The sequence below is a fragment of the Sphingomonas sp. BL-S-30 genome (assembly GCF_055521475.1).
This window is the reverse complement of record NZ_CM145481.1, coordinates 3,604,458-3,629,085: the sequence shown is the minus strand read 5'-3', so window position 1 is coordinate 3,629,085 and position 24,628 is coordinate 3,604,458. Positions and strand designations below refer to the sequence as shown.

Annotated in this window: 22 protein-coding genes; 10 read left to right on the top strand and 12 right to left on the bottom strand. The window is 66.4% G+C overall.

Annotated elements, in window-relative coordinates; genetic code table 11:
• Positions 1–159: 159 nt before the first annotated feature.
• Positions 160–1,752, bottom strand: coding sequence for an amidohydrolase (locus ACZ1I5_RS16840; protein ID WP_465173991.1), 1,593 nt, complete (start codon positions 1,750–1,752; stop codon positions 160–162).
• A gap of 44 nt (positions 1,753–1,796) precedes the next feature.
• The gene (locus ACZ1I5_RS16835) at positions 1,797–4,814 is read right to left on the bottom strand and encodes a TonB-dependent receptor plug domain-containing protein (RefSeq protein WP_465170387.1); all 3,018 of its coding nucleotides are present in this window, start codon (positions 4,812–4,814) and stop codon (positions 1,797–1,799) included.
• Here ACZ1I5_RS16835 and ACZ1I5_RS16830 point away from each other — a divergent pair.
• On the top strand, positions 4,813–5,046 hold the full coding sequence (locus ACZ1I5_RS16830) for a hypothetical protein (RefSeq protein ID WP_465170386.1): 234 nt from the start codon (positions 4,813–4,815) through the stop codon (positions 5,044–5,046). The genes ACZ1I5_RS16835 and ACZ1I5_RS16830 overlap by 2 nt on opposite strands.
• A gap of 243 nt (positions 5,047–5,289) precedes the next feature.
• Here ACZ1I5_RS16830 and ACZ1I5_RS16825 read toward each other — a convergent pair whose 3' ends face one another.
• Together ACZ1I5_RS16825 and ACZ1I5_RS16820 are read right to left on the bottom strand one after the other, a co-directional pair.
• Entirely contained in the window at positions 5,290–5,784 is a 495-nt protein-coding gene (locus ACZ1I5_RS16825) for an Lrp/AsnC family transcriptional regulator (RefSeq protein ID WP_372850024.1), read from the bottom strand.
• Positions 5,785–5,895: 111 nt separating this feature from the next.
• Entirely contained in the window at positions 5,896–6,522 is a 627-nt protein-coding gene (locus ACZ1I5_RS16820; protein WP_465170385.1) for a L,D-transpeptidase family protein, read from the bottom strand.
• Between the two features lie 127 nt (positions 6,523–6,649).
• Here ACZ1I5_RS16820 and ACZ1I5_RS16815 point away from each other — a divergent pair, with 127 nt between their 5' ends.
• Positions 6,650–7,321, top strand: a complete 672-nt coding sequence (locus ACZ1I5_RS16815; RefSeq protein WP_465170384.1) for a murein L,D-transpeptidase catalytic domain family protein — start codon at positions 6,650–6,652, stop codon at positions 7,319–7,321.
• A gap of 106 nt (positions 7,322–7,427) precedes the next feature.
• Positions 7,428–8,000, top strand: coding sequence for a hypothetical protein (locus tag ACZ1I5_RS16810; RefSeq protein ID WP_465170383.1), 573 nt, complete (start codon positions 7,428–7,430; stop codon positions 7,998–8,000).
• Positions 8,001–8,011: 11 nt separating this feature from the next.
• Here the strand turns inward: ACZ1I5_RS16810 and ACZ1I5_RS16805 are convergent, their stop codons facing one another.
• On the bottom strand, positions 8,012–10,915 hold the full coding sequence (locus ACZ1I5_RS16805; RefSeq protein ID WP_465170382.1) for a M16 family metallopeptidase: 2,904 nt from the start codon (positions 10,913–10,915) through the stop codon (positions 8,012–8,014).
• 270 nt (positions 10,916–11,185) lie between these two features.
• Between ACZ1I5_RS16805 and ACZ1I5_RS16800 the strand changes: the two genes are divergently transcribed.
• The 3 genes from ACZ1I5_RS16800 to ACZ1I5_RS16790 all read left to right on the top strand — a co-directional run bounded on the left by ACZ1I5_RS16800 (position 11,186) and on the right by ACZ1I5_RS16790 (position 14,189).
• Positions 11,186–12,151 (top strand): alpha/beta hydrolase, encoded by a 966-nt coding sequence (locus tag ACZ1I5_RS16800; protein ID WP_465170381.1) that lies wholly within the window; start codon positions 11,186–11,188, stop codon positions 12,149–12,151.
• A 208-nt stretch (positions 12,152–12,359) separates the two neighbouring features.
• A complete protein-coding gene (locus ACZ1I5_RS16795; RefSeq protein ID WP_465170380.1) occupies positions 12,360–13,265 on the top strand; it encodes a hypothetical protein in 906 nt (301 codons plus the stop codon).
• 135 nt (positions 13,266–13,400) lie between these two features.
• Entirely contained in the window at positions 13,401–14,189 is a 789-nt protein-coding gene (locus tag ACZ1I5_RS16790) for an HpcH/HpaI aldolase family protein (RefSeq protein WP_465170379.1), read from the top strand.
• 15 nt (positions 14,190–14,204) lie between these two features.
• Here the strand turns inward: ACZ1I5_RS16790 and ACZ1I5_RS16785 are convergent, their stop codons facing one another.
• Positions 14,205–15,095: an NAD(P)-dependent oxidoreductase gene (locus tag ACZ1I5_RS16785; RefSeq protein ID WP_465170378.1), complete on the bottom strand. Its 891-nt coding sequence runs from the start codon at positions 15,093–15,095 to the stop codon at positions 14,205–14,207.
• 166 nt (positions 15,096–15,261) lie between these two features.
• Between ACZ1I5_RS16785 and ACZ1I5_RS16780 the strand changes: the two genes are divergently transcribed.
• From ACZ1I5_RS16780 to ACZ1I5_RS16770, 3 genes are read left to right on the top strand one after another with little or no spacing between them, the layout of a single operon-like run.
• Positions 15,262–16,431 (top strand): PrpF domain-containing protein, encoded by a 1,170-nt coding sequence (locus ACZ1I5_RS16780; protein ID WP_465170377.1) that lies wholly within the window; start codon positions 15,262–15,264, stop codon positions 16,429–16,431.
• A 4-nt stretch (positions 16,432–16,435) separates the two neighbouring features.
• Entirely contained in the window at positions 16,436–17,239 is an 804-nt protein-coding gene (locus ACZ1I5_RS16775; RefSeq protein ID WP_465170376.1) for an N-acyl homoserine lactonase family protein, read from the top strand.
• A 38-nt stretch (positions 17,240–17,277) separates the two neighbouring features.
• Entirely contained in the window at positions 17,278–18,630 is a 1,353-nt protein-coding gene (locus ACZ1I5_RS16770; RefSeq protein ID WP_465170375.1) for an MmgE/PrpD family protein, read from the top strand.
• 11 nt (positions 18,631–18,641) lie between these two features.
• On the opposite strand, the gene ACZ1I5_RS16765 is transcribed toward ACZ1I5_RS16770, so the two are convergent.
• The gene (locus ACZ1I5_RS16765) at positions 18,642–19,406 is read right to left on the bottom strand and encodes an SDR family NAD(P)-dependent oxidoreductase (protein WP_465170374.1); all 765 of its coding nucleotides are present in this window, start codon (positions 19,404–19,406) and stop codon (positions 18,642–18,644) included.
• Positions 19,407–19,456: 50 nt separating this feature from the next.
• Between ACZ1I5_RS16765 and ACZ1I5_RS16760 the strand changes: the two genes are divergently transcribed.
• Positions 19,457–20,125, top strand: coding sequence for a nitroreductase (locus tag ACZ1I5_RS16760; RefSeq protein WP_465170373.1), 669 nt, complete (start codon positions 19,457–19,459; stop codon positions 20,123–20,125).
• Between the two features lie 4 nt (positions 20,126–20,129).
• On the opposite strand, the gene ACZ1I5_RS16755 is transcribed toward ACZ1I5_RS16760, so the two are convergent.
• The 5 genes from ACZ1I5_RS16755 to ACZ1I5_RS16735 are packed head-to-tail and all read right to left on the bottom strand — an operon-like array spanning position 20,130 to position 24,468.
• Complete coding sequence (locus ACZ1I5_RS16755) at positions 20,130–20,567, bottom strand: PaaI family thioesterase (RefSeq protein ID WP_465173990.1); 438 nt, start codon at positions 20,565–20,567, stop codon at positions 20,130–20,132.
• Positions 20,568–20,581: 14 nt separating this feature from the next.
• Positions 20,582–21,382, bottom strand: coding sequence for an N-acyl homoserine lactonase family protein (locus tag ACZ1I5_RS16750; protein WP_465170372.1), 801 nt, complete (start codon positions 21,380–21,382; stop codon positions 20,582–20,584).
• A complete protein-coding gene (locus tag ACZ1I5_RS16745; protein WP_465170371.1) occupies positions 21,379–22,275 on the bottom strand; it encodes an NAD(P)-dependent oxidoreductase in 897 nt (298 codons plus the stop codon). The genes ACZ1I5_RS16750 and ACZ1I5_RS16745 overlap by 4 nt, the downstream gene beginning before the upstream one ends.
• 22 nt (positions 22,276–22,297) lie before the next feature.
• Positions 22,298–23,092 carry an SDR family NAD(P)-dependent oxidoreductase gene (locus ACZ1I5_RS16740; protein ID WP_465170370.1) on the bottom strand — a complete coding sequence of 265 codons (795 nt, stop codon included), beginning with the start codon at positions 23,090–23,092 and terminating at the stop codon, positions 22,298–22,300.
• Positions 23,089–24,468: an MmgE/PrpD family protein gene (locus tag ACZ1I5_RS16735; protein ID WP_465170369.1), complete on the bottom strand. Its 1,380-nt coding sequence runs from the start codon at positions 24,466–24,468 to the stop codon at positions 23,089–23,091. Before ACZ1I5_RS16735 ends, ACZ1I5_RS16740 begins: the two co-directional genes overlap by 4 nt.
• Positions 24,469–24,628 lie beyond the last annotated feature (160 nt).

The window sequence follows — 24,628 nt, the reverse complement described above, 5'->3', positions numbered from 1 at the left end:
GACCTGTTCCGATAGGAGGGGGTGATCTGTGTCGGTAACCCCTCCACCATCACCCCGGACTTGTTCCGGGGTCCATGGTTCCGCGCGCGCAACGACTGCGGTGTCTGCGGGACGATGGATGCCGGAACAAGTCCGGCATGACGGCTGGGGACGCGGGCGTTACTTCGCGGCAGGCGGCGGCGGCGAAGCGGCCGCCGGATATTTGACCCCCATCTGCTCGAGATAGCTGCTGTACTTGGTCGGATCGTAATAGAATTTCTCCATCTGCGGCCGCATCTGCGCCATCAGCTGGGTGTTGAGGTCGATCGCCGGCTTGTCCGCCGCGGTCAGCACCGGATCGTACTTCTGGTCCTTCTGCTGCACCGTGTTGAAATAGGTCTTGGCGTCGGCGATCAGCTTGGGCGTCGTCATCAGGTCGAGCACCGTCATCGCCACCGCCTTGGCGCCCGCCACGGCGCCCTTGTGCGCGATCGGGGTCGCCATCGCGATCGCCGCGGTGACGTTATGGCCGATCGTGCTGGGCACGTTGGAGGGGAAGCCGATCGTGATCGTCGGCACCGTCCACATGATGTCGCCGATATCGTCCGAGCCGCCGCCATTGGAGGGGCCGCGCGTCTCCGGCGTGGAGAGCGGCGCGATCGTGTCGAACAGCGGCTGGACCTTCAGGCCGTTGCTCTCCTGCACGGCCTTGGCGAAAGCCTGGTCGTCGGCGGTCCATTTCGGCATGCCGACTGCCTTGATATTGGCATAGGCGGCCTCGGCCATCGGCTTGTTGCCGAAATTGGGCGCGGCATAGCCGAGCACGCGCCGCGTGACCGTGGTGCCCGTCGCCATCGCCGCGGCTTCGGAGATGGTGTTGCCCGTCTCGTAGAGCTTGCGGATCGAATCGAAGGTCTGTTCGCGGAAATAATACCAGACCGATGCTTCGCCCGGCACGACGTTGGGCTGCCCGCCGCCATTGGTGATGACATAGTGCGAGCGCTGGGTGAGCGGCAGGTGCTCGCGGCGCATGTTCCACGCCATGTCCATCACCTCGACCCCGTCGAGCGCGCTGCGGCCCGCCCAGGGCGCGCCGGCGGCATGCGAGGTCTTGCCGTGGAAGCTGTATTCCACCGAGACCATGCCGTTATTGCCCATCTCGCCATAGCCGGTGCCGAAGCGATTGCCGACATGCGTGAAGATCGAGGCATCGACGCCCTTGAACAGGCCTTCGCGGACATAATAGGCCTTGGTCGCGAGCAGCTCCTCGGCGACGCCCGGCCAGATCATCAGCCGGCCCTTGATGTTGTTCTTGATCATCACGTCCTTGGCGGCGATCGCCGCGGCGACGATCAGCGGCATGCCGCTGTTATGACCTTCGCCATGCCCCGGCGCGCCCGGCACCATCGGCGTGATCTTCGGCGTGCCCGGCATTTGCGACAGGCCGAGCAGGCCGTCGATGTCGCTGCCCAAGGCGATCAGCGGGCCGCCTTCGCCCCAGGTCGCGGTGAAGGCGGTCGGGATGCCCGCCACGCCGCGGGTGACCTTGAAGCCCTCCTTCTCGAGGATGCCGGTGATGTATTCGGAGGTCTTGAACTCCTGGAAGCCCGGCTCGGCGAAGCTGTAGATCGAGTCGACCATCTCCTGCACCAGCTTGGCATGGGCATCGACATTGGCGGCGGCCGCTGCCTTGAGCGCAGGCTTGGCCTGGGCGTTGGCGGCGGTGGGAACGTAAAGCGCGGTGGACAGCAAGGCGACCGTCAATCCAACCATCTTCTTCATGTTGAAATTCTCCTGATCTTTTCTGGTCTTGGGGTTTAGAAATCGAACCGGACGCCGACCCGGAACACGCGGCCGAGGACATCGTAGAGGTTGCGGTTGGTCTGCGGATATGCCGGGGTATTGTTGCCGGTCGGGCCGTTGCCGACGAGCACCGGATCGGTATCGAGCAGGTTCTTGATCGACAGGAACGCCGTGGTCTTGGCGCCGGCAATCTCGAACTCGTGATTGACCTGCAGGTCGACATAGATCGCACCGGCGATGTCGTTGCGGTTCACCGTGCGGTTCGCCACGGTCGAGACCGGGCAATCCGTGCTGCAGACGATATAGCTGTTGTCGTACACGCCGCCACTCACGCCGCGGCCGACCAGCTGGAAGCCCCAGGGCCCGACATCGTATCCGGCGGTCAGGCGATAGGTCCAGTCGGGCAGGCTGCCCGAATTCTGGCCGGCTGCCTCGGTCGGCACGTCGACGCCATTGTCGGTGTAGAGGCTGATATTCTTGGTCACCAGCGCGCGCAGCGTCAGGGCGCCGGGGCCGATCGGCTTGCGATAGCTTGCCTCGAAATCGATACCCTTGGCTTCGATGCCGACGAAATTGGTCGGCTTCAGCTCGATGCTGGTGATGAGCAGGCCGGTGGTGGTGACGCCACGGCCGCCGGTGGTGGAAATGGCGGCACAAGCTGCGGCATTGCTCTGTTCATAGCATTGCGTGACCAGCGTCTGGGCACCGATATTGGCGATCGCCCCGCTGAGCTTGATCTGGAAATAGTCCACCGAGAAGGCGAGGCCGGGGATGAAGCTGGGCGTGAAGATCGCGCCGACGCCGTAGGTCTTGGCGACTTCCGGGCTGAGCGCCGGGTTGCCGACGGTGGATTCGTTGAACTGGTCGACGCGCTGGTCGATGCGCGTGCCATTCGGGACCGGCACGTTGACGGTATTGGTGCGGCCCGTGCCGGGCGCGAACAGCTCACCCAGGTTGGGCGCGCGGATGTCGCGCGAGATGGTGCCGCGGAACTTGACGTCGCGGATCGGCTGCCAGGTCACGCCCGCCTTCCAGGTGCTGACGGTGCCCGAGGTGGAATAGTCGGTCAGGCGGAAGGCGCCGTTGAAATCCGCGCCCTTGAACAGCGGCACGATGGTCTCGAGATAGGCTTCCTTCACATTATATTTGCCGAAGGTGGGCAGATAGTTGCCGTAGATCCAGGTGCCGCTGGTCACGCCATTGGCGACGCGCGGCTGGAACAGCGGATCGACCGATCCGGTCACCGATTCCTGACGCCATTCGCCGCCGAAGCCGAGCGAGATCGGGCCGGCCCAGAGATCGACCAGGTTGTTGGTGAACAGGTTGAACGCCGCCACGTCCTGCTTCAGCGTCTGCTTCCGGAGCGGTTGCAGGCCGTCATACAGGACATAGGCCAGCGCCTCGGGCGAAACGCCGCCCACGCCGATGCGGTTGATCGGCACGCAGCCATTGTTGACATTGGCGGCGGTCAGGCGCGACCGGCAGACGATGGTGCCGGCGGCGATGCCCGACGCGTTGCCGGCCGGCGCCACCACCGCGTCGGTGGCCAGCGCCATGCGATCGATGTTCCAGGCGTTGGTCAGCAGCTCGTTGGTCTTGGTGATGCCCTTCTGGTAATAGGCGTCCCAGTGCAGCTCGCGGTCGAACAGGCTGAAATCGCCGCTGGCACCCACGACATAGCGGAACACCTCGCGGGTATTGTCGCTGCCCTGGGGCGGGATGCCGATATTGCTGGTCCCGATCGTGGCCGTGGTGACCTTCGTCGTGTTCGCGGGGTTCGCGTTATAGGCGTTGACCTGGTTGAGGAAGCTGGTGGGCAGATAGGCGTTGACCAGCCCGCCATTGGTCGCGGACGGCGCGATCTGGATGGTCACGCCCGTGGTCGGCGTCTGCTGGTAATAGCTCTGGCCCTGGTAGCGGGTGTACGCCATCTGGCCGTACAGCTCGAACGCGGGCGAGAATTCATAGGAGATCCGGCCGAACCCGCTCTTGCGGTCCTCCGATGGCAGCAGGGTCGCGCTGCTGACATGGCCTTCGCGGCCGATCAGATAATCGCCGCCGACCATCCATTGCCCATTGGAGGGGCCGAACACGAAATTATTGACGGAGGCCTTGCCGGTCGCCGGATCGACCTGGCCGAAATAGACGCCCTTGAACGGCCCGGTGCTGATCAGGCCGCCTTCGGTGAACTGGCCGGTGCCGATCCCGCCCTGGATCAGGCGCGCCGGATAGCAAATCGTCGAAGCCAGCGCGTCCTTGCACGCGGTCTCGCTATAGGCGGGGTTGTCGATCTGGAAGAAGCCGCTGTCGTTCCAGTCGCGGTCGATGGACTGGATGCCCTTCTGGGTGAAATATTCGCCGCTGACCAGGACATGACCCTTGCCACCGGCAAAGGGGGTGCCGGCCGTCAGCGTGAACTTGTGGTTCGGGCCGTCGCTATAGGTGGTGACGCCATATTCGTAGCTGCCCTTGATGCCGGTATATTTCTTGTCGAGGATGAAGTTGATGACACCCGAAACGGCGTCCGAGCCATAGGCGGAGGAAGCGCCGCCGGTCACCACTTCGACCCGCTCGACCAGCGCCTGGGGAAAGGTGTTGACGTCGACCACGCCGCTGGTCGCCGAGGCGACCGAGCGCTGGCCGTCGAACAGCACCAGGGTGCGCTGCGACCCTAGGTTGCGCAGGTTGACCGACGCGACGCCGGCCAGGCCGTTGCTGAGCGAGCCGTTCGAGTTTGCCGCGGTCGAGCTGCCGCGTACCGAGGGAAGCGTGTTGACGAAGTCGGCGATGTTGGCCGGCGCCTCGGCCTGCAATTCCTTGCTGCTGATCACGCTGACCGGGGTCGGGGCATCATAGCCGTCGCGCACGATGCGCGATCCCGTGACGGTGATCTCCTCCTGGGGCGCCTCTCCCGCCGCTGACTGGTCCTGGACGAGGGTGTCGGCCGGTGCCGTGTCTCCGGCCGCCGGTGCCTTGTCCTCGACGCTTGCCATCATCGCCGGCGCTGTCTGCGCATTGGCGATGCCGGGCATGGCGACGATCGCCAGTGCCAGAATCCCGGCGGTCGAAAGGCTATGTCGCCTGAAAAGCCGGCGGTCGGAAGTCGTGTTCGCGCTGAATGAAATTGTCATGGTCGCCCCCGATTATTGTTACTCCCTGGGCAACCTCTCCCTTCACTCTGTCCCTTTTCGGAACATTGTCATTGAACGCTATAGTTACTGGCCGATGTATGTCGCGCGCACCTCACCTGCGACGCCGACCTGATGGTCAGCGCCCCGAATATGACTCGCGCAGTGCAGTCTCCCTGGTGAGGCAATTCTCTGCGGAATTGCCCTGACGCAAGATTAGCAGAGTTCAGATAGGAGATGTCGCTATTTTCACGCGCAGATTGACGATGTTTGCGTAGATTCTTTCACGAATTGTGCATCGAGCGCTGGTTCCGGGCGCCACCACTCGTCAGCTAGCCCGATTCCCGCGTTACCACCGAATCCGGTCCGAATCGCTCGCTCAGGCCGGGCCCTTGAGCAAGACGGGCGGAACCGAGCGCTGCGCCACTTCGCGCATGACGAAGCTGCTGCGGATCTTGGCGACATGCGGCAGCATGGACAGTTCGCTGCGATAGACCCGGTCGTAATCCTCGAACGACTTCACATGGATGATCATCAGGAAGTCGACATTGCCCGAGACGAAGCTGCAATAGGACATGGAGGGGCATTTCACGACCGCCGTCTCGAATTCCATCAGCACGTTTTCGGCCTGGGACCTCAGTTCGATCATCACGATCACGACGATGCCGAAGCCAAGCCGCGCCATGTCCAGATCGGCGGAATAACCGCGCACCGCGCCGCGTTCCTCCAGGATCTTGCGCCGCCGGGCGACGGCGGTGCTCGACAAATGTACGCGTTCGCTCAGCGCGACGTCGGAGGCGCGGCCGTCGCTCGCCAGTTCGCGGAGGATGCGATAGTCGATCGCATCGATGTCGGTCATGCCGGAATCGTTCACGCACTGTCCCCTTTGCGCATCATTTGATCGATTGTGCGTCGCAACATGAATTGATGCAACGCCGATGGCAATGCGGCTAGGGGATTCCGGCGAGAGAAATTGATCGAACCGCTACGGCGCGGGTGTCGTCCAGGCGATCGTCGATGTTGCAGCGCCGCGCGTCATTTCGGGCGAGACCGTCTCGGGTGCCGCCACGGGCGCGTCGATCACCGGCTCGACCGACAGGGGATCGGCATAATCGTCGGTGACGACTACCCGTGCGCCGAGCCCGATCACGCCATAGAGCTTTCTGGCGAAGGCGATGGGCACGCGGACGCAGCCATGGGAATCGGGATAGCCGGGGTTCCGGCCGGCGTGGATCGCGATCCCGTCCCAGGTGAGGCGCATCATGAAGGGCATGGGCGCGCCCGAATAAAGGTTGGAACGGTGCTTCGCGTCCTTCTCCAGGATGGTGAAGTCGCCGACGGGCGTATCGAAGCCTGGCGCCCCGCTCGAGATCGGGGACAGGCCGATCAGCGTCTCGCCGCGATAGACATGGATGCGCTGCAATGGGATGCTGACCAGGATCCGGATGTCGCCCGTGCCGCCCGCGTCGTTCCAGAGGAACTGGCCCGGCTCGAGCGCGGCGACCATGTCGCTGGTGAACGGGGCGCCGTCCGCCGCGCGCGCCGGCGTCGCGGTCCAGGCAAGGAGGAGCGCCGCGGCAAGCGACCAGATCGAACTCCGGGATAACGGCATGGGCACCTCGTCGTCGCGCATTCCCCCTTCGAGGCGTCAACGGCCATGGCGTGATTTGGTGCCGTCACTTTGGTCGGGAATTGAGGGGAAAAATCTGATAGCTTGCGCAGAGGAAGACCGTCGAGACATGTCATTGCGGGATGAAGAAGCGACGCCCACGCGGCGCACGATCTTGCGGACGGGCGCGGGCGTCGTCGGCGCGCTGACCGCTGCGCTGGTGCTGCCCGATCCGCTCGGCGTCGCCGCCGCGGCGGCATCGGGCGACTTTCCGCCGATCGCCGCGCCGTGCAAGGTCCGGCCCGCGCTGCTCGGCCAGGCGCTGGTCGCGCTCGACCGGCATCGCGACCGGATCGAGTTCGACGACCGCGTGGCCATCGTGGATTTCAGCGCGCCGTCCTCCCAGCCACGCTTCTATCTGGTCGATCTGCGCAACGGTGCCACCACCAGCTTCCTCGTGACCCATGGCAAGGGTTCCGATCCGGATCACAGCGGCTGGCTGCAACGCTTCTCGAACGACGATGGCTCGCTTTGCTCGTCCGAGGGCAGTTTCCTCACCTCCGATTATTATGTCGGCGATCACGGTGCCTCGCAGCGATTGCTCGGGCTGGATCCGACCAACAGCAATGCGGAAGACCGCGCGATCGTCATCCACAGCGCCTGGTACGCCAACCCCGAGCTGCTGCTGGTCCAGCCGATGCTGGGCCGGAGCGACGGGTGCTTCGTATTCGGCGAAGCGCAGATCGACTATGTGTTCGACCGGCTCGGGCCGGGGCGGTTGCTGTTCGCGGCAAAGATCTGACGCCCGGAAGTCTGAAGCATAGCCTCAACGATGGTGGCATCCCCTGTCGACGGCTGCGTCACGGATAGGCCAGAATGAAGCGGTCGCCTTACCGCAGGATCGCCACATGACCGCTCTGCTCCCCGCCGAACTTGCCTGGTATGTCACGGGCCGTTTCTACCGCACCCCCGATGGCTCGCTCGCCGATTTCGGCTATTTCCTCCATCTGCCGTTCCTCGACGTGCCGTTGTTCGACGGCCCGCGCAGCGAGACCACCGCGCATTTCACCTTCGCCGCCCGGCCGTTCGACGCGAAGGCGGTCGACAATGGCGCATTGTCGCTCGGGGTGGATCCGGTCGGGCAATTCTCGCTCTATCTGCAGCGTCGACCGGCCGGGACCTTTGACGATCCCGCCTCCTTTGCGCTGGGCGAGCGGATCGCGACGTTTCGCCGCGCCAGCCTGGTGGTGGGAACGACGGTGGCGGGTTCGTCGGTGCCGTTGATCGGCACCAACGTCTTTTCCGCGCGCCTGATCGACAGCCGTCCGTTCGATTTCGCCGGCGGCCGGCACGATCTGGCGGCGCATCTCGACGCGGGCGTGACGCAGTTCGGTACCTCGGCCGAGACGCCGATAACGCCCCCGCCGGCGGGCTATGATCTGGTGCTGCCCTTTACCGGATCGGCGATCCTGCTGGGCTGACCCCGCGCGTCTCAGCCGGCGCCCGGTCCGGCCGGCGGCTCGGGCACGACTTCCGCCTTCCAGGCAAGCTCCGGCCGCAGATATTTGCGCGCCAGTGCCTCGATATCGGCCGGCGTCATCGCCTCGAACTGGGGCACCGCGGTCAGCGTCTGTGGAATATACTGCGGCCGGTCGACGATATAGGTGAGCTGGTTGAGCCACCAGCCATTGGTATTTTGCGCCCGCCGCGCCGCCTCCACCAGCGGCTCGCGTGCCCGCTTCAGCTCGTCCGCGCTGATCGGCGTGTCGCGCAGGCTCGCGGCGATCGCGTCGACCGCCGCGAAGAAGGCCGGCAGCTTTGCGGGCGCGGTCTCCGCCTGCACCGAGATGGTGCCATAGCCCTTGTAACTGTTGGAATAGCTGGCCGATACGCCCGGTGCATAGGCCAGTGCCTGCTTCTCGCGTATCTCGTCCAGCGCGCGCAGCTTCAGGACGGCCGCCAGCATCTCGATGCGGCGGACCTCGGTCAGATCGTCGATCGCATCGGTCGCCGGCCAGGCGACATAGCCGAGCCCCTGTTCGGCGAGTCCCTTGTGCATGAAGCGGAGCGGTGCCGCCATCGGCGCGGGGAAATGCCGCTGGTCGGCGCCGGGTACGGGGATGCCGGGCGCCGGGCGCGGCGGCAACGCGCCGAAGGTGGTCGCGGTGACGGCGATCGCCTCGTCGACGGTCAGGTCGCCGACCATGGTGATATGGATCGGCCCGACCGACAGCAGCGCCTTCAGGCCGGGTCGTTCGGTTTCCATCGACCATCGCGACAGGATGTCGGGGGGCACCACCGCCGCGCGCGCGTCGCCGCCGGCCAGCAATTGCTTCGCCTGCACGGCGAATGCGCCCGACGGCACGGCCAGCGTCGCCTCATAGCTTGCCGGATAATTGGCCTTGCTCTGTTCGAACGCCTGGCCGCGATAGGCTGGGTCGGTCAGATAGGCCGCCATCAATTGCATCTGGAGCTGCAGGTCCACGCGCCGCGTGCCGCCGCTCAGCAGGAACTTGTCGCCGAGCGTGGCCAGTCCCGTGCCGACGACATGGCCGTTGAGCGAGCGGCTGATCTCGTCGGTCGTCATCTTGCCCAGCCCGCCCGATTGCAGGCTGCCGATCATGGTGGCGCGCGGATCGAGCGTGTCGGGGGGAAAGTTCCGCTCGCCCGTGCCGGTCAGCAGGTTGATGGAGATGGCGTCCTTGCTGAAACTGGTCGGCTTCACCGTCAGCGTCACGCCATTGGCGAAGGTGACAATGGTCGTCCCCAAATCGGCAATCTCCCGGCGCTGCGTGACGGTGCCGGGCTTGCCGAAATCGGTATAGGGCCAGGGCAGCTTGGCAACGGCGCCGGGTGCCGCGACCGCAACGGCGCGTGAAACCTGCAGCGCTGCCGTCACTGCCTTCTCGCCGCCCTCGATCGCGACGGGCGACATCACCATGGTCAGCGGACCGCCGCCGCTGAAAACCGGCTTCACCGCGTCGCTGACCTGCGCTGCCGTCAGCGTCTTCACCGCTGCTTCGAACAGGTCGAGATCCGTCCGGGGCGCGGTGAACACCTCCCGGTCGTTGACCGCGCCGACGATGCCGGCGGCCAGCCCGCGCGTGTTGCGGGTGGGCGCGCCCTTCACCGCATTTTCGAGCGCGGTGCGATAGGTGGTGATCTCGCGCTGCAGTTCGGCATCGGTCACGCCATAGCGAACGAGGCGGCGCTGTTCCTTGTCGACGGCCTCGAGCGCGGCCTTCCATTTGCCCTGCACGAACTGGGCGGTGAGCGTGGTGACGCCTACGCTGCGCACCAGTTCGGTCTGGCGGGCATTGGCATTGAGGAACGGCGCGTCGTCGGTGCGCGACAGTTCGGCAAGCCGGCGGTTGAGCACCGCCAGGCCGAGATATTCGATCGTGTTCCGGCGCCGCTTGGCGATAGTGTCCGGCCGCAGATCGGGTGGGCGGACCCAGGCCAGTGAAATGCCGGAGGAAATGCCGGGCTCGACCAGGATATGCGTTTCCGGCCCGCGCCCGGCGACAGTGCCGAGATCGGGGTCGGGGCCATCCGGCGCCCTGGGCTGCCAGTCGGCAAAGGCCGTGCGGACCCTCGTTTCCATCGACGCGACGTCGAAGTCGCCGACGGCGACCAGCGTTGCCCGCTCGGGGCGGTAATAGCTGTCGTAAAAGTCGGCGAAGCGTTCTCGCGGCGCCGTGCTGACGATCTTGAGCTCGCCGATCGGAAAGCGCGAGGCGACCTTCTGCCCCCTGGCAAGGATGTCGAGCTGCTTGCGCGAGATGCGCAGCGCGGGCGTGTTGCGCTGGCGCTCCTCGCCGGCGATCACGCCGCGTTCCTCGTCGATTTCCCTGATCCCCATCGTCGCTTCCGACACCTGCTCGCGCATCACGCGCAGCGCGGTGTCGACCGTCTCGTCATTGGTGCGCGGCAATTCGAGCTGATAATAGGTCTGGTCGAAGCTGGTCGCGGCGTTGAGATCCGCACCGAACGCCATGCCCAGCCGCTCCAGGATGGCGATCAGCTCGTTCTTCGGAATGTGCGTCGTGCCGTTGAACGCCATATGCTCCATGAAATGGGCAAGCCCGAGCTGGTCGTCCTTCTCCATCAGCGATCCCGCATCGATACGCAGGCGCAGCGAGGCCTGGCCGGGCGGGGTGGCGTTGTGCAGGATCGCGTAGCGCATGCCGTTGGGCAGGGTGCCGGTGCGGACCTCGGGATCCGCGGGCACATCGCTGGCCTTTTGCGGCCAGGGTTGCGAGGGCAGCTGCGTGGCTGTCTGCGAGATCGCGGCAGGCGCCGCCGTCGTTCCCTCGGCCTGTCCCGACAGCGGTCGCGCGGACAGCCCGGCCATCAAGGCCGTCATCAGCAGGAACAGGCGACCCGAACGCGACATCGATCGATCCTCACAAGGCGGCGGAGAAACCGTCCGTCCCAACAATGCGCCATGGCGACGCAAGGAGCGCATCTGAGCGCGCCAGCCGAACATTCATAGGCTGAACTTCCCGGGAGGCTTTGATTTGGCGCAGTCGGCCCACTCGACCTCTGCCGAAAGCCATGTCCTTCGCGCGCGATTCATCCCCTTGCGGCCGCACGCCGCCTTGCGAAGGCCGGACGGGCCCGTCTAGGTACCGGTCACAAGACAGCGAAAGCCGGGGTGGGTATGATGACGAAGGAAGGCGACATCGCCATCGACCCCGACGCCCAGGCTGTGCTGGACATGGCCGCGGCGGCGGGGCGGCGGCCGATGCACGAACTCGGCCTGGCGGAGGCGCGTGCGGCGATGCGCGCCGCCCGGCTGGCGCTCGGCGCCGAGCCTCCGGCGACGCTGGTGCGGGATATCGCCGCGCCGGGGCCGGGCGGTCCGATTCCGATCCGTCTGTACCGCCCGCCCGGGCTGCCGGCCGACGCCGTCATGCCCTTGCTGGTCTATTATCACGGCGGTGGCTGGGTGCTCGGCGATATCGAGACCGGCGACGCCCTTTGCGCGTCGCTCGCCTGCCGCCTTGGCATCGCGGTCGCGGCGGTGGACTATCGCCTGGCGCCCGAACACCCTTTCCCGGCGGCGGTCGACGACAGTTTCTTCGCGCTGCAATGGCTCGTGGATCAGTCGGCCGCCCTCGGGCTGAGCGCCGATCGGGTCGCGGTTGCCGGGGATTCCGCCGGTGGCAACCTGGCGGCGGTGTGCGCGCTGCTGGCGCGCGACCGGGGCGGCCCGGCGCTCCGCTCCCAGATCCTGCTCTACCCGGTGACGGATTGTTCGATGACCAGCGATTCCTATCGCCGCGACGCGTCCGGCTATCTGCTGACCGCCGAGACGATGCGCTGGTTCCGCGACCAGTATCTCGGCGCCGCCGATCCGGCCGACTGGCGCGCGTCGCCGCTCCATGCCGCGCGCCTCGACGATCTGCCGCCTGCGCTCGTCGTCACCTGCGGGTTCGATCCGCTGCACGACGAGGGACAGGCTTATGCCGAGCGCCTGCGCGCGGCCGGGGTGCCGACGCGTTTGCTGCCCTATTCGCGCCAGCTCCATGGTTTCGCCTTGTGGGGAAAGGTGGCGCGCGATGCGGAAACCGTCCTGTCGCAGGTCGTCGACGAACTGGGGCCGGCGTTGTTCCCGACGCATGGCTGACCGGCGCCAAGCATGCATCGTCCTTCTACAGCTTGCGCATTTACGATAGTCCAGCCGCTTCTCCCGGCTCGCAAGCGGCGTTCGACCTTGTATGCTTGCGCCAATCGGCGGGAAGACCCGAGGCATCGGGTTTGCCGATGACGGACTCGGGCCGGCGGGCGCCACGATCCCGCACCGCCGGACCCAATGAAGAGAGGAGACCCGGACGATGTATGACCTGAAGGATCCGAGGTCGACCATGACCACGGCCAAGGCGGATGCGCCAAAGGCGCCGATCACCGACTTTGCGGGCGCGGAGGTGATCGAGTTTCACGACATCCCCCCGCAGGAAACGGGCGAAGGCTTCAAGACCTGGTACGGCCGCGGGCAGAATTTCATCCTGTCCTATACGGAGGCCGAGGCCGGCGCGGTGCTGTCGCGCTCGGGCCAGCCCGACGAATATATGGCGTTCTTCCCGGAACGGCATACCCGCGTCGACATCGAGACCGACAATGGCAGCGCGTCCGACGTCAGCTATCAGCTCGCGATCATCCCGCCGGGCGACAGCAAAATCGTCGTGAAGGAAGGCGGGCTGGTCCTGCGCCTGTTCAGCTCGCTCGCGCCCGATCTGGCGGCAAAGAGCCATAATGCGGAAAGCTATGCCCGGCCGCATCCGAACATCCCGCCGTTCGAGCCCTGGCCCGCTCCGGCCGACGGATTCAAGCTGCGCCTCTATCCCATCGACGTGCCCGTCACGCCGGGGCGGTTCGGGGTCATCTATCGCTCGACCAACATGATGATCAACCTGATCCCGGTCATGATGGAGCCGCGCGACCCCAACAAGATGTCGCCGCACTTCCACGACGATTTCGAGCAATGCTCGCTCACCCTGCAGGGCGACTACATGCATTATCTGCGCTGGCCCTGGGTGCCCAACAAGTCGATCTGGCGCGACGACGCCGCGATCCGCGTCACCGCGCCGTCGATGACCGTCATCCCGCCGCCCGCGATCCACACGTCGCAGGCGCTGCCGGAGCCGCCCTGCCATCTGATCGACATCTTCAGCCCGCCGCGCGTCGATTTTTCCGAAAAGGCCGGCTGGGTCCTCAACGCCGACGATTATCCGATGCCGTGATCCGGCGGGGCGATCGCTCGTGATCGCCCCGCCGACCGATTTTTCGACGACGCTCGTTACGCGCGGCGACGAGGCCTCGCGCCGGCCGCGAAAGGCCTGGCCGGATTGCGCCGCATCAATCCAGGAGAGACAAGAATGGATGCCACTCGTCCCGATCCCCGCCAGTTCCGCGCCCGGCTTCTCGCCGGCGAACCGCTGATTGGCACGTTCATGAAGGTGCCGGCACCCCAGAACACCGAGGTGCTTGGCCTGGACGGCTTCGATTTCGTCATGCTCGACGAGGAACATGCGCCCTGGGACCGGGTGACGCTCGACACCGCGCTGCTCGCCGCGCGCGCGTTCGGCACGGCGGGCCTGGTGCGGATCGCGCGGCCTGACGCGAACAGCGTGTTGTCGGTGCTCGATGACGGAGCGATCGGCATCATGTGCCCGCATGTCGATTCGGCGGAGAAGGCGCGCGCGGTGGCATCCTGGGCGCGTTATCATGGCGGGGTGCGCGGCGCGGGAGCGAGCCGCGGTGGCGAATATGGCGCGCGCGGGGCCGACAATTATCGCTATGCGGACGAGACCTCGACCGTCATCTGCATGATCGAGGACCGGCAGGCGCTTGACGCGATCGACGATATCGCGGCGGTCGAGGGGGTCGATGCGCTGTTTCTCGGGCGCGGCGATCTCGGCCTCTCGCTCAGCAACGCGACGGACCCCGTGCCGACGCTGAAGGACGCGGTCGAGCGGGTGATCGAGGTCGCCAGGGCACATGGCAAGCCGGTCTCCGCCGTGGTCCAGTCGATCAAGAGCGACGAGGCCAAATGGCTGATCGACCTGGGGGTGACGGCGATGATGGTCGCGTCCGACCTCGGCTTTCTGCGCCAGGCCGCGAAAGCGGCGCTCAACGACTTCCGCGAGGTGATGAAACCGGCCTGACCGGCGCGGCGCCGCTCAGTCGGCCGGGCGGTAAAAGGTGGAGATCACGGGCCAATAGGCCGCGCCGAGGCCCTCGCTCGATGCCCGCTCGAGCAAGGCGCGGGCATAATCGGCGCCGGGCACGTCGATGCCGACATCGCCGGCCATGGCCAGCGCATAGCCGATATCCTTGAGCATATAGTCGGTCGGGAAGACGCGTTCCGGAAAGGCGCCCGGCGCGACGGCTTTCAACCCGTGGTTCCGCAGCGCGAAGCTGTCTGCCGATCCCTTGACGAAGGTTTCGAACAACGCCGACGCGTCGATGCCTGTCCCCTTCGCGATCGCCGCGGCCTCCGACAAGGCGATCACCGTGCCGACCACCACCATATTGTTGAGAATCTTGACGACCTGTCCGGCGCCGACCGGGCCGCAGTGCGTAATCTCGGCGGCGAAGCAGCGCAGCAGCGGTTCGATCATCGTGAATAATTGGGGAGTGGCGCCGACGGTTATCGCCAATGTACCCAGTTCGGCAGCGGCGCGGGTCCGCGCGACCGGCGCGTCGGCATAGCGGGCGCCCCGGGCGGCAAACGCTTCCGCCAGGCGTCGGGTGATATCGAGCGGGCTGGTCCCGAGATCGACAAAGGTCTGCCCACTGCGTGCATTGGCCAATATGCCGTCATCGCCGCTGCAAACTTCCTCCAGATGCCTGCCGCTCGGCAACGAAACGAAGATGATCGTCGCATCGCGCACCAGGTCGGCGATCGTGTCTGCCTTGGCGACGCCGACATCGGCCAGGCGCTCGAGCGGGTCGTTTGCGAGATCATAGCCGGTGACGTTCATCCCGCTCTTGATGGCGAGATGCCGGCACATCGGCTCTCCCATCACTCCAAGGCCGATAAAGCCGATCCTCCCGCTGCTCCCGATCATCGCATTTTCTCCCGTCGCATGCCCCTCGAAGCGCGTCTGGCGGCACGACGCGCAATGCCCAAAATCGTATCGACCACATCGGCAAGTTATTAGCTGCGGCTCGCGGCACTCGGTTACCGGTATCCCATGTCCATGCCCGCGTCCCTTTGTCGGTAAGCGAATCGCGATGCCGTCATCTCCCGAACTGCTGTCCTATCCGTGCGTGGTGATGCGCGGCGGCACCAGCCGCGCGGTGTTCGTGAGGGAGGGCGACCTGCCCACGGATACCGTTGCGCGCGAGCGCGCGATCCTGGGCATCTTCGGCTCGCCCGACCGGCGCCAGATCGACGGCATCGCCGGCGCTGACCCGCTGACGAGCAAGCTCGCGATCATCGGCCCGCCCCGGGTGCCGGGCACGGACCTGACCTACACCTTCGGGCAGGTCGAGATCGAACGGCCGGAGATCGACTGGCACAGCCTGTGCGGGAACATCTCGGCAGCGGTCGGCCTGTTCGCGATCGAGGAAGGGCTGGTGCCGGCGACCGCGCCCTGCGCGAGGGTGCGCGTGTTCAACACCAACCTGCATCGCGTGCTGACGATCGAGGTGCCGGTCATGGACGGCTATCCGGTGGTCAGGGGCGATTATGTCGTCCCCGGGGTTCCCGGCAGCGGCGCGCGCATCCTGATCGACTTTTCGGATACGGCCGGCGGCGCGACTGGGCGCCTGCTGCCGACCGGCAATCCGGTCGACCGGCTCGATATCCCCGGTCACGGTCCGATCGAGGCGTCGCTGGTCGATATCGGCAACGCCCATGTCTTCATTCGCGCGTCCGATGTCGGGCTGACCGGCACGGAGACGGCGGCGCGGATCGACGCCGACGGGCAATTGCGCGGCCTGCTCGAGACGATCCGGGGCGTCGCGGCGCACCGGATGGGGATGATCGCCGATCCCGCCCGTTCGGCGGCCGAGAGCCCGGCGACGCCGCTGCTCGGCATGGTCGGCGCGCCGCAATCCTATCGCATCGACCAGACCGGGAAGGCGGTTGCGGCGGAGGATGTCGACCTCGTTTCCCGCCTGATGTTCATGCAGCAGACGCACAAGACCTATGCTGGCACCAGCACGGTCTGCACCGGCGTGGCGAGCCGGCTGCCGGGGACGATCGTCCATGAAGTTGCGCGCAGGCGCGATGCGACCGAGGTGCGGATCGGCCACCCGGCGGGCGTGATCGAGACCGAGACGGTGATCGCGCGGGACGGCCAGACCCATATCGTGCATCGTGCGACGCTTGGGCGCACCGCGCGGCGGATCATGGAGGGGCGGGCCTTCGTCCCCGCGCCCGAGCCGGTCGCGGCCTGATCCGATGAGCGCGTTGCCCGACTACGCCCTCTACGCCCTGCGCTATGCCACACGGGCCGCGCGGCGGCGCGATCACTTCATCGGCGGCGATCCGCATGATGCGCCGATGCCGATGGATTATTTCATCTGGGTCGCGGTCGGGGCCGAGCGGAGCTTCGTGATCGACATGGGCTTCACCGCGGAGGTGGGCGCAAAACGCAAGCGGGACTATCTGCGCTGCCCGGTCGAGGCGCTGGCGCTGATCGGCATTGACGCGACCGAGGTGCGCGACGTGATCGTCACGCATCTCCATTATGATCATGCGGGCAATTTCGAAAAATTCCCGAACGCGCGATTCCACATCCAGGAACCCGAGATGCACTTCGTGGCCGGGCGCCACATGCAGTATCACGGCATCTCGCATGGTTATGAGCCCGACGATGTCTGCGACATCATCCGGCTGAATTTCGCGCAGCGCGTCGTGCATTATGACGGGGAGGGCGAGGTCGCGCCCGGCATTCGCGTGCATCGCACCGGCGGGCATACCGACGGGCTGCAGTTCGTGACGGTCCATACCCGGCGCGGCTGGGTGGTCGTCGCGTCCGACGCCTCCCATTTTTACGAGAATCTCGACCAGTACCGGCCCTTCACGCGCGCGTTCAACGTCGGGGACATGATGGCGGCTTTCGACCGGCTGCGCGCGCTCGCGCCGAGCATCGATCACATCGTGCCGGGACATGATCCGCTGGTGATGCGACGCTATCCGGCGGCCGCGCCCGAACTGGAGGGCATCGTGGTGCGCCTCGATGTCGATCCGATCCCGGCCTGACCGGCCGGCTTCATTCACGTCATCAAAGGGGGACAATAATGCGTGAGACGGTCGCCGAGGCGCTAGCCCATCATTTCGTGAACCTGAAGGTGAGCGACATTCCGGTACGCCTCATCGCCGACTGCAAGGCGCTGGTGCGCGATTATCTGGGCGTCGCGCTTGGTGGCAGCCAGACCGGCAGCGGCCGGGCGTCGGCTGCGTTCGCGGAGGAGGTGGGCGGTCGTGCGGAGGCGACGATCATCGGCAGCGGTGCCCGCGTTCCAGCGGTCCATGCCGCCCTCGCCAACGCCATCGCGTCGCATTCGATCGAGCTCGACGATGTCGACATCCTGGCGCTGTTCCATTTCAGCCCGCCGGTCGTGTCGGCGGCGCTGGCGGCGGCGGAGCGTGAGCGATCGAGCGGGGAAGAGTTTATCGCCGCGGTCGTCGCCGGGTGCGAGATGATGGCGCGGGCCAGCAACGCGACCAACTTCTCGCTGCGCGACCGCGGCTATCACACCACGCCGACCTGCGGCGTGTTCGGCGCGACGATCGCCGCCGCGCGGCTGATGAAGCTGGACGAGGCGCAGACCGTATCGGCGCTCGGCATGGCGGGCGCGCAGGCGTCGGGGCTGATGGAGATGTACGGGCCGTCGATGCAGAAACGCTTCAACCCGGGCCCGGCGGCGCGCAACGGAGTCACCGCCGCCCAGATGGCGAGACTCGGCTTCACCGGCACCGCGACGATCTTCGAGGGCGAACGCGGCTTCTGCCGCGCGTTCAGCGACACGCACGACATCGGCGCGCTGACGCGGGATCTCGGCTCGGATTTTCCGATCTTCATCGAATACAAGGCCTATTCCTGCGCCCGCCCGATCCACAACGCGATCGATTGCGCGCTGGCGGTGCGGGGCCAGCTGACCGAGCCGGTCTCGGCGATCACCAGGATGACGATGCGCCGCCATCCGACCTGGGCGAACTATCATCTCAACACGCGACCACAGACCTATCACGAGGCGCAGGTCAGCCTGCCCTATTCGGTCGCGGTGGCGCTGATCGAGGGCGCGGCGTTCTTTCCCCAATATCAGAACGAGAAGCTCGGCGACGCCGAGATCCTGCGCCTGTCGGATCTGCTCGAGGTGGTGCCCGACGATACGCTCCCGCGCGGCGTATCCTGCCATCTGGTCGCGGAAACTTCGGGCGGCGCGCGGGCTGAAAGTCAGGTCGATTATCCCAAGGGATCGATCGACTATCCGATGACCGACGCGGAGATGCGCCACAAGGTCCACCTGCTCGGCGACGCAGTGCTGGGCGAGGAACGGGTCGCGCGGATGATCGCGGCGATCGACGATGTCGAGAACCTCGCAGGGATCGACGATCTGATGCGGTTGACCGTGCCGGCCGCCGGATAGCGGGGCAGGTGCTAGCGCAGCCCGCCATAGGCGGCCCACAGGCTGCCCGTCATCCACCCGCAATCGACGACGAGATCGGTACCGGTGACGCCGGAGGCGCGCCCGGATGCGAGGAATTCCACCACCTCCGCGACCTCGGCCGGCTCCACGCAGCGGCCGAGCGCCATCCGGGCGTCGAGATCGGGCGGATAACGGTCGCCCGATCTTTTGCGCTCGACGATGCGCGGGACGAGCGTGACGCCGGGCGAGACCGAATTCACGCGCACGCCGCGCTGGCCCCATTCGCCGGCGAGGCTCCTGGTCAGATTGATGATGGCCGCCTTGCCCGGGCCATAGATATTTAGCGGAGTCGAGCCATGGCCGGTGACGGAGGCAATGTTGACGATGCTGCCGCGTCCGCGCGCGGCCATGCGCGCGCCAAAGACTCGGTTGGCATGATAGGCGCCGCGCAGATTGACCGCCATGATCCGGTCGAAAAGGTCGGCGGGCGATTGTTCGATCGGCTCGTTCGCCTGGAATATGCCCGACGACACGACCAGCGCGGTTACCGGACCGACATCCCGGTCGATCCGCTCGGCGAGTGCCTCGATCGCGTCGATGTCGGTCACGTCGAGGGTGTGTGCGGTTCCGCCGAGTGCCTCGGCCAGGGTCTCGCCGGCGGCGATGTCGCGGTCGGCGATGACGATGGCCCAGCCGCGCGCGTGCATGACCCGGCAACAGGCCGCGCCGATGCCGTTGGCGCCGCCGATCACCACGGCGATGGGACGATCGTTCATTGCCGCGCCTTTCATTCTATCCGACGTGAATCCCAAAGGAGGGCAAGCCGATGACGAGTTTTGGGGAGGTGGTGCGCAAGCGCCACTCCGTCCGGGCCTTTTTGCCGCAACCTGTGCCGGACGGCATCATCCGCGAGGTGCTCGCCGACGCGCAGCTCGCCCCCTCGAACTGCAACACCCAGCCCTGGGAAACGCATATCGTCTCGGGCGCGGCGCGCGACCGCCTCTCGGCCGTACTGCTCGATGCGTTCACTCGAGGCCGCTTCTCGCCCGATTTCTCGTTCGACCGGAAACATTATCCCGGCGCGTCGGGACAGCGCAGTGACGCGCAGGCAGCGGATTATTTCGCCGCGCTCGGGATCGCTCGCGAAAATCATGGCGACCGTCGGTTCAGCGCCGCGCGCAATCTCACCTTCTTCGACGCGCCGCATGTGGCCTTGCTGTTCATGCCCGTCGTGGGAGACAGTGTGCGGGCGGCGGGCGACCTGGGCATGTATGGTCAGACGCTGCTGCTGTCGCTGGTCGCGCACGGGCTCGGGGGCATACCGCAGACCTTTCTCGGCATGTTTGCCGCCGATGTGCGCCGCGCGCTCGGCATCGGCGACGATCTCAAGCTGCTGTTCGGCATATCGTTCGGCTACCCCGACCCGGCATCGCCTATCTCGGGCTACCGGATCGGCCGCGCCGCGCTGGAAGAGACGGTCCGGTTTCACGGCTGACTCGTCACGGGCGGGGCGGGCCCGGCAGCTTGAACACCGCATTGGCCCGGGCCACGGCGCCTTCGGGGCCGATCAGCAGAACGTCGCAGAACACCATGCTGCGCGTGCGGCGCAGGATCCGCACCCGCGATTCGAGCCAGTCGCCGAGGTTCGCGGCCCGCATGAAATCGATGGTGAGCGTGACGGTCGGGGCGTGGCCGCCTCCGGTCAGCGCCGCCATGCCACGGCCGAGCGATATGTCGAGCATGGTCGCGATCATTCCGCCATGGCAGGTGCCGGCGAAATTGCAGTGATGCGGTTCGATCCGGATGGCGAAGCGGGCCGGCTCGTTGTCGTCGCCGGCGAAGGAATCGGCGATGAACATCGGCCCGACGCGCGTCAGGAGCGGGTCGTTCAGGTCGAGCTGGCGCCAGCCCCGCGGTGTCGTGCTGTCGATGTCCACCGGCAAGCCCTCGCTCAATAGTCGGTCGGCGTCTCGTCGAGCCGCACGATATCGGCGATGCCCGGCAGCGATCGCGGATAGCGATCCAGCACCAGGGGATCATGGCCGGGAATGATGTGGCGGATAGTGGTGGAGAGCTCCCGCATCCGATCATAGCCGGCGAGCATGTCCGCCACGCTGTCGACGACCGGGAACGGCCGATACTGCTCGAAATTCGCGTAGAAATGGGACGCGTCCGACCCGATCACCACCCAGCCGCGCTTCGTCTTCACCCGCACGATCTGCAGACCGCGCGAATGGCCGCCGACGCGGTGGACCGTCAGCCCGGGCTCGATCTGGCTGTCGCCGTCATGGAAGCGGACGCGCCCGTCGAACACCTTCCCGACCATGGATTGCACGTCGGCGGGCTCGAATGGATGGTTGAGCATCGGGTGGCACATGCACCGGCCGGTGCAATAGGCCATTTCGCTGTCCTGGAGGTGATAGGTCGCCGCCGGGAACAGCTCGCGGTTACCGGCATGGTCGAAATGCATGTGCGAGATGATGATGTCGGTGACCGCCGCGTGATCGATCCCGATCGCCCTCAGCCCCTCTTCCACCGGCCGGACGAGGCGCCGCTGTCGCGTCCGGCTGGCGACCATGTCGAACCCGGTATCAACGATATAGGTCTTGTGCGGTCCGATGACGGCCCAGACGAAATAATCCAGCGGCATCGGCAGGTCGTGAGGATCGCCGCCGAGGAAATTCTCGGCAGCGTTGCGATCATGATGGGCGTAGCGGACCGCATGGATTTCGAAGGTCGATTCAGTGCTCATCGCGCCTGCCTGCCATCGATCTCCACGCCGGCCCATTCCTCGACCACGCGCGCCATGTTGGTGAAGTCCGCGTCGCCGCCGAATCGCGCCTGAGTGATGGTCAGCATGGTGCGCGCGGTATTGCCCATCAGCATCGGCACGCCCATCGCCTCGGCCTCGTCGAGGCACAGCTTCATGTCCTTCAGCGACAATTGCGTCGCGAAGCCGAAGTCGAAGCTGCGCGGCAGCACGGCGCGCGGCATCTTGTCCGTGGTCGCGCTGTTCCGGCCGCTCGACGCATTGAGCACGTCGAGCATCACATGCGGGTCCAGGCCCGCCTTCACGCCCATCGCCATGCCCTCGCACGTCGCGACCAGTGCGGCGACCGACAGGGAATTGTTGACCAGCTTCATCGTCTGCGCCTGACCCGGCTTGTCGCCGACATGGAAGGTCTTGCCGAACGTGTCGAGCAGCGGGCGCACCTCATCCCAGATTCCGGGCGGGCACGCCACCATCAGCGACAGCCGCCCCGCCAGCGCCCCGCCGCGTCCGCCGCTCACCGGTGCGTCGACCCAGGCGATGTTCGCTCCGGCCAGCTCGTTCGCTACCTCTGCCGCCATCTTCGGGCCAGTCGTCGACAGGTCGATGACGATGCGCGGCGCACCCGCGACGAGCGAGACGGCGACGTCCCGCACTATCTGCGGCGTGGGCAGGCTGACGAACACGATATCCGCCCCCGCGGCAACGGCCTCGACCGACTCCGCGCCCCGCCCGCCGGCCGCGACGAACGTCGCCAACGCCGTCTCGGTCCGGTCGAAGCCGATGACATCGTGCCCGGCGGCAACCAGTCGCGGCGCCATCGCGCTGCCCATGCTGCCCAGACCAACGAAACCAAGCACTGAACTCGTCGTCATTCCATTCTCCATGTCGCAGCCCTCATGCCCGGGCCAGCCATCCGCCCTCGATCGGCAGAATCGCTCCGTTCATGTCCTCGCCGACCGGTCCGCACAGCAGAAGCATGAGCGCCGAAACGCTTTCCGCGGCGACGAACCGGCCGCTGGGCTGCTTGCCCTCCAGAAAGCGCCGTTCCGCCGTGCCGCGATCGATGCCCTCGTCCTGCATCATCCGCGTCACCCGCTCCTCCCATATCGGGGTCAGGACCGAACCCGGGGTGAGCGCATGGCAGCTGACGCCGCTTCCCGCGACCTCGAGCGCGACCGCGCGGGTCATGCCTTGCAGCGCGGTCTTGGTCGTCACATAATCGATCCGGTTGACCACCGCGCGCGAGCCGTAGACCGAGGTCATGTTGAAGATGCGCCCATAATTGCGCGCGCGCATCGAGGGGAGCACCTGCTGAGTAGCGACGAGGGCGGCAGTGAGGTTCACCGCCAGCGCTTCGTTCCAGCGATCGAGCGGAAAGTCGCAGAGCGGCGAGAAATGCCGCACCACGGCATTGTTGATCAGGATGTCGATCGGGCCGATCGCCGAGGCGTGTTCGATCAGCGAGCATACTTCCTCCGACCGGGCAAGATCGGCCTGGAGATACCGCGCCTCGACGGCGAATTCCGCGGCCAGCGCGGCGCGCCTGTCCTCCGCCTCGGCCGCCGGTTCGATGCCGGAAAGGACGATCGTCGCGCCGGCCGAGGCGAGGCCGCGCACCATGGCGAGGCCGAGGCCGCCGAGCGATCCGGTGACGAGCGCGGTGCGTCCCGCGAGCGACCGCCCGGTCATGCGGGCACCGTCAGCGCGGTGATCGCCGAGACGCTGTCGACCTGGTCCAATTGCATCACGGCGTCGACGATGCGGCCGGCCTGGGCGTCGTCCAGCACGCCATCGACATTCTCGCGAAACTTGGCTTCGATCTCCGCGTCGGTCATCGGGTTGCGAGCCGATCCGCGATTATGCTCCTCCACTTCCTCCAGTCGACGGCCGTCGCGGGTTTCGATCACGACCACTCCCTTGAATTGCTGGCTGCCGGGCATCGCCGGATCGACCACGACCTCGACGCGGTCGGTCAGCGCGAGGATCGCGGGGTCGCGGAGCGACGCGGGAGCATAGGCCTGCTTGCCGATGCGCCCCAGTACCAGCGCCTCGGCGATGGTGTAGGGCAGGCTGACCCGGCCGTGCGAATCGGTCAGCGGGCGGCGCTTCTCCGCGGCGGGCTCGCACACGATGCCGACGATATAGGGCGCGACGGGGCAGATCACGCGCGCGATATCGTCGGGCGCCAGCGCGTGCCGCTCGCGCAGGCGCAGCGCGGCGGTGATATAGGGATGGATGACATGCGCGACCGGATAGGGCTTGAACGAGGCGTCGCGACTGTCCCAGCGCGTGCCGAGCCCGTCGGTCAGCCGCCCGAACGCCGGCGCGCTGTCCGGGTCCTGAAGATGCGAGGCGAACAGGCCGAACCGGCCTTCGAATATCTCCGCGGGCCCGGTCACGCCGTTCTGGCCAAGCACTGCCGCGGCGATGCCGCTCTGCGCGGCCCAGCCGGGGTGAAGGAATTTTGATTGCGTCCCATCCACCCAGCACTGGATCAGGCCCGCGGCGAAACTGCCGGTAATCCCTGCCGCGTTCGCCATTTGCGCCGTGTCGAGCCCGAGCAGACGGCCGGCGAGCCAGCAGACGCCGAACGGCGCGAACAGGCCGGAAGGGTGGAAGCCGCGCTTGTGGAATTGCTGCGGCGTGACGCTGCCGACGCGCGCGCTGATCTCGTTGCCGATCGCGACGGCGACGATGGCGTCCCGGCCGCTGCTGCCGAGCCTTTCGCCCAGCGCGAGCGCTGAAGCGACCGACGGACTGCTCATATGCACGATCGATTCATTGTGCGTGTCGTCATATTCGAGCGCCTGGGACAGCGCGCCGTTGACGAAAGCCGCCCCGGCGACGCTCGCCCTGACCGCGCTTCCCCATAGCCGTGCCTCGTCGCCCGGATAGAGCGATGCCGAGGCGCGCACCGAGGCACCGAACGGTGTCTGCCCGCCCGCGATCGACAAACCAATGACATCGAGCACGCGCAGTCGCGTGCTGGCGACGACGTCCGTCGGGAGATCGTCGAACGATGTCGCCGCGACCCACCGCGATATGGCCCCCGAAGCCGTCCCCATTCCCGCCTGCTGATCTAGTTACCGGTATCAAGCCTCTAGAGGCAGGGGAATGGCGTGACAAGCCGTATCGTATCGGCGCTGGACCGCACGGATCGTCGATTGCTAGTGTCGCGCGATCAGTGCAGGAGCTTTGGCGTGCCAGCCAGCAAATCGCCTATGA

Excerpts from the sequence above, each read along its gene's own strand:
- ACZ1I5_RS16780 (WP_465170377.1), top strand. The coding sequence starts at position 15,262 with ATGCCGTCATCTCCCGAACTGCTGTCCTATCCGTGCGTGGTGATGCGC.
- ACZ1I5_RS16835 (WP_465170387.1), bottom strand. The coding sequence starts at position 4,814 with ATGCCCGGCATCGCCAATGCGCAGACAGCGCCGGCGATGATGGCAAGC.
- ACZ1I5_RS16735 (WP_465170369.1), bottom strand. The coding sequence starts at position 24,468 with ATGGGGACGGCTTCGGGGGCCATATCGCGGTGGGTCGCGGCGACATCG.
- ACZ1I5_RS16770 (WP_465170375.1), top strand. The coding sequence starts at position 17,278 with ATGCGTGAGACGGTCGCCGAGGCGCTAGCCCATCATTTCGTGAACCTG.
- ACZ1I5_RS16815 (WP_465170384.1), top strand. The coding sequence starts at position 6,650 with ATGTCATTGCGGGATGAAGAAGCGACGCCCACGCGGCGCACGATCTTG.
- ACZ1I5_RS16810 (WP_465170383.1), top strand. The coding sequence starts at position 7,428 with ATGACCGCTCTGCTCCCCGCCGAACTTGCCTGGTATGTCACGGGCCGT.
- ACZ1I5_RS16750 (WP_465170372.1), bottom strand. The coding sequence starts at position 21,382 with ATGAGCACTGAATCGACCTTCGAAATCCATGCGGTCCGCTACGCCCAT.
- ACZ1I5_RS16830 (WP_465170386.1), top strand. The coding sequence starts at position 4,813 with ATGGCGACGATCGCCAGTGCCAGAATCCCGGCGGTCGAAAGGCTATGT.
- ACZ1I5_RS16745 (WP_465170371.1), bottom strand. The coding sequence starts at position 22,275 with ATGACGACGAGTTCAGTGCTTGGTTTCGTTGGTCTGGGCAGCATGGGC.
- ACZ1I5_RS16765 (WP_465170374.1), bottom strand. The coding sequence starts at position 19,406 with ATGAACGATCGTCCCATCGCCGTGGTGATCGGCGGCGCCAACGGCATC.
- ACZ1I5_RS16820 (WP_465170385.1), bottom strand. The coding sequence starts at position 6,522 with ATGCCGTTATCCCGGAGTTCGATCTGGTCGCTTGCCGCGGCGCTCCTC.
- ACZ1I5_RS16740 (WP_465170370.1), bottom strand. The coding sequence starts at position 23,092 with ATGACCGGGCGGTCGCTCGCGGGACGCACCGCGCTCGTCACCGGATCG.
- ACZ1I5_RS16795 (WP_465170380.1), top strand. The coding sequence starts at position 12,360 with ATGTATGACCTGAAGGATCCGAGGTCGACCATGACCACGGCCAAGGCG.
- ACZ1I5_RS16760 (WP_465170373.1), top strand. The coding sequence starts at position 19,457 with ATGACGAGTTTTGGGGAGGTGGTGCGCAAGCGCCACTCCGTCCGGGCC.
- ACZ1I5_RS16840 (WP_465173991.1), bottom strand. The coding sequence starts at position 1,752 with ATGGTTGGATTGACGGTCGCCTTGCTGTCCACCGCGCTTTACGTTCCC.
- ACZ1I5_RS16805 (WP_465170382.1), bottom strand. The coding sequence starts at position 10,915 with ATGTCGCGTTCGGGTCGCCTGTTCCTGCTGATGACGGCCTTGATGGCC.
- ACZ1I5_RS16790 (WP_465170379.1), top strand. The coding sequence starts at position 13,401 with ATGGATGCCACTCGTCCCGATCCCCGCCAGTTCCGCGCCCGGCTTCTC.
- ACZ1I5_RS16785 (WP_465170378.1), bottom strand. The coding sequence starts at position 15,095 with ATGATCGGGAGCAGCGGGAGGATCGGCTTTATCGGCCTTGGAGTGATG.
- ACZ1I5_RS16800 (WP_465170381.1), top strand. The coding sequence starts at position 11,186 with ATGACGAAGGAAGGCGACATCGCCATCGACCCCGACGCCCAGGCTGTG.
- ACZ1I5_RS16775 (WP_465170376.1), top strand. The coding sequence starts at position 16,436 with ATGAGCGCGTTGCCCGACTACGCCCTCTACGCCCTGCGCTATGCCACA.